Below are 14,140 nucleotides of genomic sequence, written 5' to 3'. Positions count from 1 at the left end.
CCACGCGTGCGTTTTTCCATGCCGCCGCCCCGATGGCGGGGATAGGCCTGTTGAGCAAGGTCGAGACTGGAATGGGCTGGCAGATCATCGCCGCCGCGGTGGCGGGCTATCTGGCACTGCTGGGTCGCAGCGCCTGGAAGCAGGGGGAGTTCCGCCAGTTTCTGCGCAGCCTCGCCATCGTCGCCGTCCTCTGCGCCCTGCTGGCCGGCACGGTCGCGGTGGCGATGATGCTGGACAGGACGTAGAGGGCGCGGAGCCCCACTCCCCCCATACAAACGAAAAGGGCGCCGGCGGTCTCCCGCCGACGCCCCTGTTCTTCGCCCGCAGCCGATCAGCTGAGCGGAATCGCCACGAAGCGCAGGTCGCCCTTGCGGTCGACCAGGAGCAGGACGGACTTCTTGCTCTGCTCTTTCGCCTTCTGGACCTTGGCGGTGACGTCCTCCGGCTTGCGGACCTCTTCCTGCCCGACTTCCAGGATGACGTCGCCGGCGCGCAGGCCCTTCTCCGCGGCGGTGGAGTTGCCGGCCACCTCGGTGACGACCACGCCCTTCAGATCGGGCTTGATCTCGAACTGCTGGCGCAGTTCCGGGGTGATGCCGGTCAGCTTCATGCCGAGCGATTCGGTCGGCTTCTGGGCCGGGGCCTTGTCCTTCGGCTGCTGCTTCTCGTCCGGATTGGCGGTGAGCAGGCCCTGCTCCTCCGCGGCTTCCAGTTCGCCGACCTTGACCTGCATGGTCTGGGCCTTGCCCTTGCGCCAGACCTCGACCGGGACGGCCCGATCGATGGAGGTTTCGGCGACGACGCGCGGCAGGCGCCGCATTTCGTCGATTTCCTTGCCGTCGAACTTCGTCACCACGTCACCGGCCTGGATGCCGGCCTTGGCGGCCGGGCCGTCCGGGGTGACGGAGGCGACCAGCGCGCCCTTGTGGCCGGGCAGGCCGAGGCTCTCGGCGATCTCCGGCGTGACCGCCTGGATGCGCACGCCCAGCCAGCCGCGGCGGGTCTTGCCGTATTCCTTCAGCTGCGCCACCACCTGCTTGGCCAGGTTGGACGGGATGGCGAAGCCGATGCCGACCGACCCGCCCGACGGCGAGAAGATGGCGGTGTTGATGCCGATGACCTCGCCGTTCAGGTTGAACATCGGGCCGCCGGAATTGCCACGGTTGATCGAGGCGTCGGTCTGCAGGAAATCGTCGTAGGGACCGGCATCGATGTTGCGCTGGCGCGCCGAGATGATGCCGGCGGTGACCGAACCGCCCAGGCCGAACGGGTTGCCGATCGCCAGCACCCAGTCGCCGACGCGCATGGCGTCGCTGTCGCCGAAGGGCACGGCGACCAGCGGATGGCTGGTCTTGATCTTCAGCAGCGCAAGATCGGTCTTGCTGTCCTTGCCGACCAGCTCCGCCTTGATGTTGGTGTCGTCCTGCAGGATGACGGTGATCTCGTCGGCGTCCTGAACGACGTGGTTGTTGGTGACCACATAGCCGTTCTTGGCGTCGATGACGAAGCCGGAACCCAGCGAAGTCGCCTTGCGCTGCGGCTGGTCCTGCTGCTGCTGACGGTCGAAGAAGTCCCGGAAGAAATCCTCGAAGGGCGAGCCCGGCGGGAATTGCGGGATCTCCGGCCGCGGCCCCTGCGGACGCTGCGGCGCGCTCTGGCTGGTGGAGATGTTGACGACCGCCGGCAGCAGCTTTTCCGCCAGATCGGCGAAGCTGCCGGGCGCGTTGCGGTTGGGCGTCGCCGCCTGGGCCTGGGCCGGCGCGGCACCGGCGAAGCCGCCGATGACGGCGCCGCCGCCGATGACCGACGTCATGCCCCAGACGATGGCGGCGACCAGCGGCCGGACGCCCGCCTTACGCGGCCGGGCCCCGGCCACGGCACCCCGCGCGGCGGGTTCGAATTTGGGTATGCGAATCAACGTGGTCTCCCTACCAGACGTCCGGCCGGTTCCATGGACGGGAGCGGCCGCCCAGTTCTGGGCCATATATGTGTTGGTCCAAGAGTATGGCCGCAAGATGGCGTGCCGGTCCAGTCGGCACCAGCGGAAATCACAGGCCCGCCGATTTCTTTCGACACCTGCCGCGCGCCTTGGACCCGGCAAAGCAACGGCCGGATCGGGGGAAACCCCGATCCGGCCGCTTGCCGTTCGTATGCGGACCTTCGGCCTTACTGCGCCGGAGCGGCGGCAGCGGCAGGCGGAGCCGCCTGGGGAGCCGCCTGGGGAGCCGCTTGCGCGGCGGCCGGAGCGCCCCCCGCCTGCGGACCCGGACCGCTGAAGTAGCGGAAGAACTCGCCGTTCGGCGACAGCACCATCGTGGTGTCGTTGCCGTTCAGCGACTTCCGGTACGCCTCCAGCGAGCGGTAGAAGCCGTAGAAGCCGGGGTCCTGCGACGTCGCCTCGGCGATCAGCTTCAACGCGCTGTTGTCGCCTTCGCCCCGCAGGATCTGCGCGTCGCGCTGGGCCTCGGCGATGATCACCGTGCGTTCGCGTTCGGCGCGCGACTTGATCTGCTGCGACTGCTCCTGGCCCTGGGCGCGCGCCTCGGACGCCTCGCGTTCGCGCTCCGACCGCATGCGGGCGAAGATCGACTGGCTGGTCTCCTCCGGCAGGTCGGCGCGGCGGATGCGCACGTCGACGATCTCGATGCCGAAGCGCTTGGCCTCGTCGTTCACCTGCCCCTTGATGTCGGTCATGATGCGGGCGCGCTCGTCCGACAGGACGGCCAGCACCGTGACGTTGCCGAGCACGCGGCGCAGCGACGAATTGACGATGGAGTTCAGGCGCGTTTCGGCCACCGCCTCGGTCCCGGCGGTCTGGTAGAAGCGCAGCGGGTCCTGGATGCGGTAGCGGGCGAAGGCGTCGACGTCCAGGCGCTTCTGGTCGGCCAGAATCACCTGCTCCACCGGCGGATCGAGGTCGAGCACGCGGCGGTCGAGAAGACGGACTTCCTGGATGAAGGGGATCTTGGCCTGCAGGCCCGGTTCCTGGATCACCCGGCGCGGTTCGCCGAACTGCAGGATCAGCGCCTGCTGGGCCTCGTTGACGGTGAACAGGGACGACGAGGCGATGATGCCGAGGGCGACGATGCCGATGCCGGCGATGGCGAGGGTGCGGTTCATGATGCGATCCTCCTCACTGGCCGGACATCAGCGGGTTCTGCGGCAGCGACGACAGCGGCTGGGGCTGCGTCTGCGTGCCGGGCCGCGGCCCGCCCTGGTTGCCGCCGGAGTTGGCCGGCGGAGCCTGGCGCGGCGCCTGCTGCGGGGCCGGGATGGCGTTCGGGGCCAGCTGGTTCAGCGGCAGGTACGGCACGACGTTCTGCGCCGACCCGTCCACGATGATCTTGTTCCGGCCGCGGAAGATCTCCTCCATCGTCTCCAGATACATGCGCCGGGCGGTGACGTCCTTGTTCAGCGCATAGGCCTCGTACACCTTGCGGAAGCGGTCGGCGTCACCCTGTGCCAGGCTGACCACCTGCTCGCGATAGGCCGACGCCTCCTGCACCAGACGTTCCGCCTCGCCGCGGGCGCGCGGAATGATGTCGTTGCGGTAGGCTTCCGCCTCGTTGCGGGCGCGTTCGCGGTCGGCACGGGCGCGCTGCACGTCGTTGAAGGCGTCGATGACCGGCTGCGGCGGATCGGCCTTCTGCAGCTGGACCTGGGTGATCTCGATGCCCGACTGATATTCGTCCAGCATGGCCTGGAGCAGCTGGCGGGTCGAGGTTTCGATCTGCTGGCGGGCCTCGGTCAGGGCAGGCTGCAGGTCGGTGCGGCCGATGACCTCGCGCATCGCGCTTTCGGCGGCCTTCTTCACCGTCGATTCCGGATCGCGGATCTTGAACAGGAAGTTGCCGGCGTCCTTGATGACCCAGAACACCGTGAAATCGATGTCGACGATGTTCTCGTCGCCGGTCAGCATCAGCGATTCGTCCGGCACGTCGCGGTCGTTGCGCCCGCCGCCGGCCGAGGAGCGGTAGCCGACCTCGATCCGGTTGACGCGCGTCACCTTCGGCAGCAGCACCGTCTCGATCGGCGACGGCAGGCGATACCGCAGGCCGGGCTGTTCGGTGCGCGTCCATTCGCCAAAGCGCAGGACCACGCCCTGCTCGTCCGCCTCGACGCGGTAGATGCCGCTGGCGAGCCAGATCAGCGCGAGCACGCCCACGACCAGGGCCACGCCCCGCCCGCTGCCGAAGCCGCCGGGCATGGCGCGGCGCAGGCGGTCCTGGCTCCGGCGCAGGAGATCCTCAAGGTCGGGAGGCTGCGGGCCGCCGCCGCCGCCGCCGTTTCCTCCGCCCTGGGGACGGCCCCACGGGTTGCCCGGGCCGTTGTTGCCCGGCGGGGGACCCCAGGGACCGCCGCCGCCGCCGCCCCCACCTTGATTGTTCCACGGCATCCGAGTGAGTCCCCCTTACTTTGCGATTCGTCCCATCATGTGGAAGCGCAACGGCATGGCCCCGCGCCTCCCTTTACCGATGTCCTCCGTCGGTCCTATAGTCCCCCATACCCTTCGGCAAGGATTCCACCAACGGATATCCGCCAATATCGGGAAGATAGCGGAGTTTTCAACCATGGCGCAGATCAGCGAAGCTCAAGTCATGCAGGCGCTGAAGACCGTCGTCGACCCGGACCGGGGCGGCGACATCGTCAGCCTGGGCATGTTGTCGGGCCTCGTGGTGCGTGACGGCCATGTCGCCTTCTCCATCGAAGTCGACCCCAAGCGCGGCGCCCAGGCGGAGCCGCTGCGCCACGCCGCCGAGAAGGCTGTGGACGCGCTGCCCGGCGTCCTGTCGGTCACCGCCGTGCTGACCGCCCACCGGGCGGCTCCCCAGGCCGCACCGCAGCAAGGCGGGCACGGGCACTCCCACGGCCACTCCCATGGTCATTCGCACGGAGGGGCGCCGCAGGGGGACCCGCAGAAGCCGCTGGTCCCTGGCGTGAAGGCCATCGTCGCGGTGGCGTCGGGCAAGGGCGGCGTCGGCAAATCGACCACCTCGGCCAACCTCGCGCTGGCGCTGGCCGCCAACGGGCTGAAGGTCGGGCTGCTCGACGCCGACATCTACGGCCCGTCGATGCCGCGCATGATGGGGATCGCCGGCCGCCCCAACAGCCCCGACGGCAAGCGCCTGGAGCCGATGGAGAATTACGGCGTCAAGGTCATGTCCATGGGCTTCCTGGTGGCCGAGGACACTCCGATGATCTGGCGCGGGCCGATGGTGATGAGCGCGCTGCAGCAGATGCTGCGCGACGTCAACTGGGGCACGCTCGACATCCTGGTGGTGGACATGCCGCCGGGCACCGGCGACGCCCAGCTGACCATGGCCCAGCAGGTGCCGCTGGCCGGTGCGGTGATCGTCTCCACCCCGCAGGACATCGCCTTGCTGGACGCCCGCAAGGGGCTTAACATGTTCCGCCGCGTCGATGTGCCGGTGTTGGGCATCATCGAGAACATGAGCTATTTCTGCTGCCCCAACTGCGGCCACCGCACCGACATCTTCAGCCACGGCGGCGCCCGCAAGGAGGCCGACGATCTGGGCATGGAGTTCCTGGGCGAGATCCCGCTGCACCTGTCGATCCGCGAGACCTCCGACCAGGGCCAGCCGATCGTGGTGTCGCAGCCGGAGTCCGAGCACGCCCAGTCCTACCGCCGCATCGCCACCCGCCTGTGGGAGAAGATCGGCGGCGGCACCGGCGGCCGCGCCGCGCCGCGCATCGTGGTGGAGTGAGGAAGGCCTCCTCCCGGTGACGGCGGTGCACGAACCGGCCGGGAGTTGATTGGCGGCCAAGGGGGGACGGTTGCGGAGAGTGCTCCGCTGTTGCCGTGCCCCCGACGCCGCATCCGACATCGTACAAGGCCATAGTTTCCGCCGCAGCAGGCTGCCAAGGGCGCCTTGCCGGACAAGTGAACCGGTTGGCCCATCGCCAAGCCGGTTCGTGCGCCACAATCCTTCAATTCGATGTCTTCCCGGACCGGCTCTCATATGCCGCGGAAATCGTCCACTTATGACTTTGATCAACAGCCATGCCCAACCTTATAAAAGCAATATTCAAAAGCGTCAAATGAAAATACGGAACGGCATTTATTTATAAGTATCACCAATTTTTAAAATGATGACTCGTCGATGTGTACGGATAGTATAATTCTTTTTACGGGCATTCCTTGTCGATAACATAATCTTACGAGTTATAAATCATAATCTGACGCGTGTTTCCTTGACCGGATTGAAATGCTGGTCTTCACTTCCCTTCACTATCCATCTGACAAAGCGCGGGAATAAAACCCTGCTGCAAGGAAATCCCATGTCATGGATTCACTCCATCATCAATCAAGCTCCAGAGATCGCGTTATTTCTTTCGCTGGCCGGCGGCTATTGGATCGGAAAGTTCCAGTTCGGTAAATTCCAGCTCGGCGGAGTTGCCGGTTCTCTGTTGGTCGCCGTCGCGATCAGTCAAATCGGCGTATCGATCGACAATGGCGTCAAATCCGTCCTGTTCGCCTTGTTCATCTATGCGGTCGGCTTCGAAAGCGGGCCGAAGTTCTTTCAATCTCTCGGTCGGAAGTCGATCCGCGAAATCGTCCTGGCGATGATTCTCGCTGCCAGCGGCTTGATCACGGTCATCGTCATGGCCCACCTGACGGGTCTCGACAAAGGCTTGGCTGCGGGCATCGCGTCCGGTGGATTGACCCAGTCGGCCATCATCGGCACCGCCGGCTCGGCCATCGGCAAACTCGGGTTGCCCGCGGAAGAGGTTCAGCGCCTCCAAAGCAACGTCGCGGTCGGCTATGCCGTCACCTACATCTTCGGATCGTTCGGCCCCATCCTGGTCTGCGTCAATCTGCTCCCCTGGCTGATGAAGCGCAGCATCCGCGACGACGCCATCAAGGCGGAAACGGCGATGCTGGCCGGCGCCCATCTTCTGGGGCATGGCGAGGAGTACGCGATGCCGGCCCTGGTGGGACGCCTCTACCGGATCGAACAGGCGGCGGGCCGGACGGTGGCGGAGATCGAAGCGGCGGCAGCCGACAGCCCTGTCAGCGTCGAACGCGTGAAGCGCAACAACACGCTGATCGGCTTGCAGCCCGATCTGCGGCTGCAGGCGGGGGATATCGTTCTGCTGGTGGGAAGGCGTGCCGGGGTGGTCGATCTCGCCGGCACTCTCGGAACGGAGCTTCAGTCCTCGCAGGGCATGGATCTCATCATGCTGGAGCGGGACGTGGCCATCACCAACCCGGCCTACGCTCACCACACCGTCGCGGAGATCCGCAAGGTATCGGCGGACATCCAGCATCATGGCGTCTATGTGACCGGCGTGAAGCGGAGCGGCACGCCCCTGACGCTCGCTCCCGACACCGTGATCGAGGCCGGCGACGTCGCCACGCTCTATGGCTCCGCAGAGGATGTGCAGCGCGTCGCGAAGACGGTGGGAACGGACATCATCCCAAGCGACAAGACGGACTTCGTCTACCACGGTCTCGGGCTGGCGCTCGGCCTGCTCATCGGCTTGGCCGTGATCCGCCTCGGCGACATTCCGCTGACGCTGGGCAGCGGCGGCGGCGCCCTGCTGGCCGGGCTGCTGTTCGGCTGGTATCGCACCCGAAACCTGACCATCGGCAACATGCCCACGCAAGCCTCCACGCTGCTGCGTGACCTGGGACTTGCCGGCTTCGTCGCCGTGGTCGGCCTGCAATCCGGCCGGCAGGCGGTGAGCACGGTCGCCGAGAGCGGCTTGAGCATCTTCCTGGTCGGCGTGGTGGTGACGCTCGTTCCGTTGATCGTCACCCTGCTCGTCGGCCGTTACCTGCTGCGCTACGACAATGTGGCCGTCTTCGCAGGCGCGCTTTCCGGAGCGCGAAGCGCCAACCCCGCCTTCGGCGAGGTGCTCAACAAGGCCGGCAATTCCATTCCGACCGTCCCTTTCGCCATCACCTATGCGCTGGCGAACGTCTTCCTGACCCTGCTGGGCCCGCTGGTCGTGGCCTTCGTATAATCCGGACGAGGAGATTCCCTCATGGGCTCGATCGATTACAGCCGCTACGAGAAGCTCAGCCCCTTCGAACTGAAGGACGAGCTGATCAAGCTTGCTTCCGGCAGCGAGAACCGGCTGATGCTGAATGCGGGCCGCGGCAATCCGAACTTCCTGGCGACCCTGCCGCGCAGGGCTTTCTTCCGGTTGGGCCTGTTCGCCGTCGCGGAAGCCGAGCTGTCCTTTTCCTACATGCCGAACGGTGTCGGCGGCCTGCCGCGGATCGAGGGGATCGAGGGGCGATTCGAACGCTACATCTCGGAACATCGGGATCAGAACGGCGTCGTGTTCCTCGGCCGTGCGCTGAGCTACGTGCGCGACCAGCTCGGCCTGTCAGCCTCCGGTTTCCTGCATGAGATGGTGGAGGGAATCCTGGGGGCGAACTACCCGGTTCCGCCGCGCATGCTGTCGGTCAGCGAGGATATCGTCCGGCACTATGTGGTGAAGGAGATGGTCGGCGGCTTTCTGCCGCCCGGCAGCATCGATCTGTTCGCGGTCGAGGGCGGAACCGCGGCGATGACCTATATCTTCAATACGATGAAGCAGAACGGGCTGATCGAACGGGGGGACAAGGTCGCCATCGGCCTGCCGGTCTTCACCCCTTACATCGAAATCCCCGAACTCGACGAATACGGGCTGCAGGAGGTCGCCATCAACGCCGATCCCGCGCAGGGCTGGCAGTACCCCGATGCCGAGCTGGACAAGTTGAAGGATCCGGCGGTCAAGGTGTTCTTCTGCGTCAACCCCAGCAATCCCCCCTCGGTCAGGATGGACGACCGCAGCCTCGAGCGGATTGCCGGCATCGTGAAGAACGAGCGGAAGGATCTGATCATCCTGACCGACGATGTGTATGGCACCTTCGCCGATGAATTCCGGTCGCTGTTCGCCGTCTGCCCCTTCAACACCATGCTGGTCTATTCCTTCTCGAAGTATTTCGGGGCGACCGGATGGCGGTTGGGCGTGATTGCGACCCATAAGCAGAATGTCTGCGACCAGGAGATCGCCGCTCTGCCGGAGGAGCGGAAGGCCATGCTCGACCGCCGCTACGGTTCGCTGGTGCCGGATGTGCGCAGCCTGCGCTTCCTCGACCGGTTGGTCGCCGACAGCCGCACTGTGGCGCTGAACCATACTGCCGGCCTGTCGACGCCGCAGCAGGTGCAGATGGTGCTGTTCTCCCTCTTCGCCCTGATGGACGAACAGGACGGCTACAAGGCCGAATTGAAGAAGGTGATCCGTCGGCGTGAAGCCGCGTTGTATCGCGAACTGGGCATGCCGACGCAATCGGATCCGAACGAAGTGGCGTACTATACGCTTCTTGACCTGGAGAACATCGCCCTGAAGCTGTACGGTCCCGATTATGCGGCCTGGGTCAAGGCGACCTTCAAGCCGAACGATCTGCTGTTCCGCATCGCGGAGGAAACCGGCATCGTCCTGCTTCCGGGCAAGGGGTTCGGCACCCAACAGCCGGCCGCCCGCGCGTCGCTGGCCAATCTGAACGAATACGAATATGCCGCGATCGGACGCTCGCTGCGCAAGATGGCCGACCAATTCCACGAGGACTTCAAAAGGCAGCAACCCAAGGGCAAGTGACGCCCGGCAGGACGATCCCCCGCGGGGGTAGCCTCGGCCGCCCCCCCGCAGGGGCCGGACCGGCGCCCCTTACCCGTACCGCCGCAACGCCTCCACCGTCAGCCCCAGGCCGACGGAGCCGAAGATGTTGCCTTCCACCACCCGCGCGTCCGGCGCCTCGGCCAGGATCGCTGCGCGCACCTGCGGCAGCAGGGTGGAACCGCCGGTCAGGAACACCGCATCGATGCGGTCGGCGGTGACGCCCGCATCCGCCAGACAGTCGCGGATGCGCGAGCCGATGCGGGCGGCGAGCGAGCCGGTGGCGCGGTTGAGCGCCTCCCGGTCCACCGCCAGGGCCAGATCGCCCTCGCCCCAGTCCAGCGCCAACTCCGCCGCCTCGCGGTCGGACAACGCGATCTTGGTGCGCTCGACCGCCATCGCCAGCGCGTGGCCCTGCCGGTGCTCGACGATGCCGATCAGCCGCTCGATCTTCTCCGGCTCGGCGGAATCGCGCTGCAGGCGTTCCAGCTCGGCCATCGCCTTGGCGGTGTAGAGGAAGTTGATCTTCGACCAGGTCGCCAGATCGAAATAGATGCTGCGCGGCGCCAGCAGCCCGGCGCGCTTCATCGCGCTGCCCAGCCCAAGTTCCGGCATCGCGGTGGCGAGGCTGAGATCGCGGTCGAAGTCGGTGCCGCCGACGCGGATGCCGTCATTGGCCAGGATATCGCCGGCCCGGTCGGCCTTGCCGCGCCGCTCCGGCCCGATGCGCACGACCGAGAAGTCCGACGTGCCGCCGCCGATGTCGGCGATCAGCGCCAGTTCCTCGCCCGCCACCTGCTGCTCGTAGTCGAGCGCGGCGGCGATGGGTTCGAACTGGAAGGAGACGTTGCGGAAACCGGCGGCCCGCGCGATCTGACCCAGAGTCTCCTCCGCCGCGGCGTCGCCGGCCGGGTCGCCGTCGACGAAATGGACCGGGCGCCCGACCACCACGTCGCTCAACTCGCCACCCCCAAGCTCGCTGCCCAGCGCCTGCTCGGCCCGCGCCTTCACCAGATCGAGGAAGGTGCCGATCACCGCGCGGAAGCTGATGCGGCCCTTGCGGAGCGCCGTGTCGGCGTCGATCAGGTCGGTGCCGAGCATCGACTTGATGGAGCGCATCAGCCGCCCTTCCACCCCCGACACATAGGCGTCGATGGCCTCCTGGCCGATGGTGGTCCGGTCATGCTCGAAATCGAAGAACACCGCCGTCGGCAGGGTGGTGCGCGCGCCGTCCAGCGCGAGGAGCCGGAAGCCGCCGGCGTCCTGCACGCCGAGCGTCGTGTTCGAGGTGCCGAAATCGAGTCCGCACGCCGTCATGTCCCGCCTCCTGCCCGGATGACCGCTGCGGCCACCCGCCGCACCGGAAAAGGGGCGAGCGTATAACGGCTCCCGGCCACCGGATCAAGGACATCGGATCAAGCGCGCTGCCCAACGATCGGATGCGGCCTCACCAGACATGCCGCGTCCGCCCGTTGCCCAGCGGCCGGCTGGCAAGCACGACCGGCAGCAGGAACAGGGTCAGGTTGGTCCAGGAGAAGGGGCGGCGCGGCGGCTTCGGTTCGATCCAGCCGCCGCTGGCGCCCTGATATTCGGGCATCGCGGTCATCACGCCGCCCGACGTGGCGGGAGCGGAGCGGTTCTGGAACATGTCCCGCTCGATGGTATGGGCGAGCGCCCGCTCGGTCAGCTGCGGGGCCATGGCGTTGCTGACCGCGGCGATGCGGGCCTCGGTACCGACGAACTGCTCGCGCTGGGGGTTGCGGGCCAGCGCCAGGATGGCGGCGGCGACCTCCTCCGGCGGGTGGATGGGGTTCAGCGGCTTGATGGCCCGGCCGGTGTAGTTGGCGGCATGCTGCCACAGCGGCGTGTCGATGGAAGCCGGCATGACCATGCAGACATGGATGCCGGGCTCGTCCACCAACTCCTGCCGCAGCGATTCGGAGAAGCCGCGCACCGCGAACTTCGCCGCGGTGTAGGGGGTGGCATAGCGCTGGCCGATGTTCGACACCATCGACGCGGTGTTGATGATGACGCCTTCGCCGCGGTCGAGGAAATGGGGCAGCACGGCGCGGCAGCCATGGACGGTGCCGAGGAAATCGGTGCGCACCACCTGCTCGAACACCTCGTCGGGGATGTCCTCGAAGCGGCCGAAGGCGATGACGCCGGCATTGTTCACCCAGATGTCGATGCCGCCGAAGGCCTCGACGGCGCGGTCGGCCAGATGCTGCATGGCGCGCTGGTCGGTGACGTCGGTCGGAACCACCATCGCCCGGCCGCCGGCCTCCACGCATTCCTCGGCCACCTCGTGCAAGGCGGCCATCCGCCGGGCGGCCAGGATCACCGCGGCGCCCTGACGCGCGAACTCCAGCGCGGTCGCCCGGCCGATGCCGCTGGACGCGCCCGTGATGACCACCACCTTGTCGTCAAGACGCTTCGCCATGACCGCAATCCTTTCGTCGAAATCCCGTCGTTGGGCCGTACAACAGCGCGGCTTGAGGAAAATCTCGGGGTCTGGAGAAGCGGGCGCGAACCGGCTACAGTCACAGGCGGAGTAAGGATTTCGTCCTCAACGATCGTGGAGCGGGCGCGGTGCCGGCGAGAGAGCTTGACGTGAAGGGGCTGCATTGCCCATTGCCCATCCTGCGCACCCGGGCGCTGCTCGACCGCATGGAACCGGGGGAGGAGCTGGTGGTCCAGGCGACCGACCCGGCCTCCGTCATCGATTTCAAGCATTTCTGCAACACGACCGACAACGCGCTGCTGTCGCACGAGACCCAGCCGGACGAGGTCCACAACACCGTCTTCGTCTACCGCATCCGCCGGGGCGGCTGAGGCATCCGTTCTTCCCCTCCCCGCCGTACCGCGAAAGGTTCCACCCCGATGCCGCTTCCTCCCGCCTCCCCGCCGCCCCTGCGTCCCGGCGCCGTGATCCACGGCCCCGGTTCGTACGGCGTCGACGCGCTGCTGGACGGCTTCACGGCGGAGCTGAAGCGGCGCGGCTTCCGCGTCGGCGGGCTGATCCAGCGCAACCACGGGCCGGGCGACGACTGCGCGGAGCGGATGGAGCTGGTCGATGTCGCGACCGGTCGCGCCTATGACATCACCCAGCGTTTGGGCCGGGAATCGCAATCCTGCCGCGTCGATCCGACCGGCGTGGCGGAAGCCAGCCAGGCCATCCGCGATGCGGTCGCCTCGAACGTCGACCTGCTGGTGGTCAACAAGTTCGCGGGGCTGGAGTCGCATGGCGACGGCCTGTCGGACGAGATGCTGACGGCCATCGCGGAGGGCATCCCGCTGCTGACCAGCGTCGGCAGCCGTTATCTCAACGAATGGCAGACCGCCACCGGCGGCTTCTGCGACCTGCTGTCGCCGACCGCCGACGCGCTGTGGCGCTGGTGGGGGCCGCAGCGGATGTACCCGGATCTGGTGCAGGGCGTCGCCGATGCCGAGGTCCGCCGCGTCGTCACCGGCGACAAGTGGGTCCTGGTGGAAACCGAGAACGGGCTGGGCGTCGCCGCCCGGCAGGCCCCCGCGGCGGACGACGCTCCAGGGCGCTGGGCCGGCCGGTCCTTGCGCGATCTGGCCGCCATGGCCGCGCAGTCCTGGGATCCGCTGGAGATCGCTGTGGGCGTGGCGGCGCTGAATGCCCATTACAACCGCCCCGACGTGGGTGGCGTCCCCGGCAACGGGCTGGACCTGTTCGCTTCGGTGGAGGGGCGGGTGGTGGTGGTCGGCGGCTTCCCGCAGGTCGCCCGCCGGATGCCGCGCGCCCAGGTGATCGACATGACCCCGCAGGAGGGTGAGCATCCGGAGGCCGCCTGCGACTGGCTTCTGCCGGGCGCGGAGGCGGTGGCCGTCACCGCGTCGGCCTTCGCCAACCGCACCCTGCCGCGCCTGCTGCGGGTGTCGGCCGGGGCGCGGGTGGCGATGATCGGCCCCGGCACGCCGCTGACCCCGCGCCTGTTCGACTACGGCGTCGACGTGCTGGCCGGCTTCGTCGCCACCGACCGCGAGGCGGTGGTCCGCACCATCGCCGGCGGCGGCGGCTCGCGCGATTTTCATCCCCATGGCCGGATGGTCACGCTGCACCGGCCACCCCACTCTTAACAGAACAAGAACACCGGAGGAGTAGAGACCCCATGGCCGATCTGGACCACCAGACCCGCATCGAACTGGAAGCCGCGGCCTTCCGCGGCCTAGTCGAACATCTGCGCAAGCGCACCGACGTGCAGAACATCGACCTGATGAATCTCGCCGGCTTCTGCCGCAACTGCCTGTCCAAATGGTATGCGGCGGCCGCCAAGGAGCGCGGCGTCACTCTGTCCGACGAGGACGCCCGCATCGCCGTCTACGGCATGCCCTATTCCGAATGGAAGCAGAAGCACCAGAAGGACGCCACCCCCGAACAGCAGCAGAAATTCGAGGACACCAAGCCGCTGCACGCGGAAATCAGCGGGCACCGGTAAGGCGCGGCGATCCTGCGAAGGGCTTGGCTTGGATAGCAAGA

General features: G+C 67.2%; 12 protein-coding genes. 7 read left to right on the top strand and 5 right to left on the bottom strand.

Going from position 1 to position 14,140, the window contains the following annotated elements; translation table 11 throughout:
* Positions 1-50 precede the first annotated feature (50 nt).
* Positions 51-245: a hypothetical protein gene (locus FZ983_RS07585; RefSeq protein ID WP_149222941.1), complete on the top strand. Its 195-nt coding sequence runs from the start codon at positions 51-53 to the stop codon at positions 243-245.
* A gap of 86 nt (positions 246-331) precedes the next feature.
* On the opposite strand, the gene FZ983_RS07580 is transcribed toward FZ983_RS07585, so the two are convergent.
* From FZ983_RS07580 to hflK, 3 genes are all read right to left on the bottom strand, one after another.
* On the bottom strand, positions 332-1,984 hold the full coding sequence (locus tag FZ983_RS07580) for a DegQ family serine endoprotease (protein ID WP_247883648.1): 1,653 nt from the start codon (positions 1,982-1,984) through the stop codon (positions 332-334).
* A gap of 182 nt (positions 1,985-2,166) precedes the next feature.
* Complete coding sequence (hflC, locus tag FZ983_RS07575) at positions 2,167-3,120, bottom strand: protease modulator HflC (protein WP_149222940.1); 954 nt, start codon at positions 3,118-3,120, stop codon at positions 2,167-2,169.
* A 13-nt stretch (positions 3,121-3,133) separates the two neighbouring features.
* Complete coding sequence (gene hflK / locus FZ983_RS07570) at positions 3,134-4,396, bottom strand: FtsH protease activity modulator HflK (RefSeq protein ID WP_149222939.1); 1,263 nt, start codon at positions 4,394-4,396, stop codon at positions 3,134-3,136.
* A 175-nt stretch (positions 4,397-4,571) separates the two neighbouring features.
* Here hflK and apbC point away from each other — a divergent pair, with 175 nt between their 5' ends.
* The 3 genes from apbC (at position 4,572) to FZ983_RS07555 (ending at position 9,615) form a co-directional block, all read left to right on the top strand.
* The gene (apbC, locus tag FZ983_RS07565) at positions 4,572-5,726 is read left to right on the top strand and encodes an iron-sulfur cluster carrier protein ApbC (RefSeq protein ID WP_149222938.1); all 1,155 of its coding nucleotides are present in this window, start codon (positions 4,572-4,574) and stop codon (positions 5,724-5,726) included.
* 574 nt (positions 5,727-6,300) lie between these two features.
* A complete protein-coding gene (gene aspT / locus FZ983_RS07560; protein WP_149222937.1) occupies positions 6,301-7,989 on the top strand; it encodes an aspartate-alanine antiporter in 1,689 nt (562 codons plus the stop codon).
* A gap of 21 nt (positions 7,990-8,010) precedes the next feature.
* Positions 8,011-9,615 (top strand): bifunctional aspartate transaminase/aspartate 4-decarboxylase, encoded by a 1,605-nt coding sequence (locus FZ983_RS07555; RefSeq protein ID WP_149222936.1) that lies wholly within the window; start codon positions 8,011-8,013, stop codon positions 9,613-9,615.
* Between the two features lie 69 nt (positions 9,616-9,684).
* On the opposite strand, the gene FZ983_RS07550 is transcribed toward FZ983_RS07555, so the two are convergent.
* Both FZ983_RS07550 and FZ983_RS07545 read right to left on the bottom strand, forming a co-directional pair.
* Positions 9,685-10,950: an Hsp70 family protein gene (locus tag FZ983_RS07550; RefSeq protein WP_149222935.1), complete on the bottom strand. Its 1,266-nt coding sequence runs from the start codon at positions 10,948-10,950 to the stop codon at positions 9,685-9,687.
* Positions 10,951-11,080: 130 nt separating this feature from the next.
* Entirely contained in the window at positions 11,081-12,073 is a 993-nt protein-coding gene (locus FZ983_RS07545) for an SDR family oxidoreductase (RefSeq protein ID WP_149222934.1), read from the bottom strand.
* A gap of 170 nt (positions 12,074-12,243) precedes the next feature.
* Here FZ983_RS07545 and FZ983_RS07540 point away from each other — a divergent pair, with 170 nt between their 5' ends.
* Genes FZ983_RS07540 through FZ983_RS07530 form a run of 3 tightly spaced genes read left to right on the top strand, consistent with a single transcriptional unit; the run spans position 12,244 to position 14,099 of the window.
* A complete protein-coding gene (locus FZ983_RS07540; RefSeq protein ID WP_247883647.1) occupies positions 12,244-12,465 on the top strand; it encodes a sulfurtransferase TusA family protein in 222 nt (73 codons plus the stop codon).
* 48 nt (positions 12,466-12,513) lie between these two features.
* Positions 12,514-13,740 (top strand): DUF2478 domain-containing protein, encoded by a 1,227-nt coding sequence (locus FZ983_RS07535; RefSeq protein ID WP_149222932.1) that lies wholly within the window; start codon positions 12,514-12,516, stop codon positions 13,738-13,740.
* A 32-nt stretch (positions 13,741-13,772) separates the two neighbouring features.
* Complete coding sequence (locus FZ983_RS07530; protein WP_149222931.1) at positions 13,773-14,099, top strand: DUF1244 domain-containing protein; 327 nt, start codon at positions 13,773-13,775, stop codon at positions 14,097-14,099.
* Positions 14,100-14,140: the final 41 nt, after the last annotated feature.

Origin of the sequence: Azospirillum sp. B21 (assembly GCF_008364825.1) — a bacterium.
In the GTDB taxonomy this organism is placed as follows: domain Bacteria; phylum Pseudomonadota; class Alphaproteobacteria; order Azospirillales; family Azospirillaceae; genus Azospirillum.
The sequence above is the reverse complement of the archived record's forward strand: the minus strand, read 5'-3'. Positions and strand labels throughout refer to the sequence as shown.

Excerpts from the sequence above, each read along its gene's own strand:
- FZ983_RS07580 (WP_247883648.1), bottom strand. The coding sequence starts at position 1,984 with ATGGCCCAGAACTGGGCGGCCGCTCCCGTCCATGGAACCGGCCGGACG.
- hflC (WP_149222940.1), bottom strand. The coding sequence starts at position 3,120 with ATGAACCGCACCCTCGCCATCGCCGGCATCGGCATCGTCGCCCTCGGC.
- hflK (WP_149222939.1), bottom strand. The coding sequence starts at position 4,396 with ATGCCGTGGAACAATCAAGGTGGGGGCGGCGGCGGCGGCGGTCCCTGG.
- apbC (WP_149222938.1), top strand. The coding sequence starts at position 4,572 with ATGGCGCAGATCAGCGAAGCTCAAGTCATGCAGGCGCTGAAGACCGTC.
- aspT (WP_149222937.1), top strand. The coding sequence starts at position 6,301 with ATGTCATGGATTCACTCCATCATCAATCAAGCTCCAGAGATCGCGTTA.
- FZ983_RS07555 (WP_149222936.1), top strand. The coding sequence starts at position 8,011 with ATGGGCTCGATCGATTACAGCCGCTACGAGAAGCTCAGCCCCTTCGAA.
- FZ983_RS07550 (WP_149222935.1), bottom strand. The coding sequence starts at position 10,950 with ATGACGGCGTGCGGACTCGATTTCGGCACCTCGAACACGACGCTCGGC.
- FZ983_RS07545 (WP_149222934.1), bottom strand. The coding sequence starts at position 12,073 with ATGGCGAAGCGTCTTGACGACAAGGTGGTGGTCATCACGGGCGCGTCC.
- FZ983_RS07535 (WP_149222932.1), top strand. The coding sequence starts at position 12,514 with ATGCCGCTTCCTCCCGCCTCCCCGCCGCCCCTGCGTCCCGGCGCCGTG.
- FZ983_RS07530 (WP_149222931.1), top strand. The coding sequence starts at position 13,773 with ATGGCCGATCTGGACCACCAGACCCGCATCGAACTGGAAGCCGCGGCC.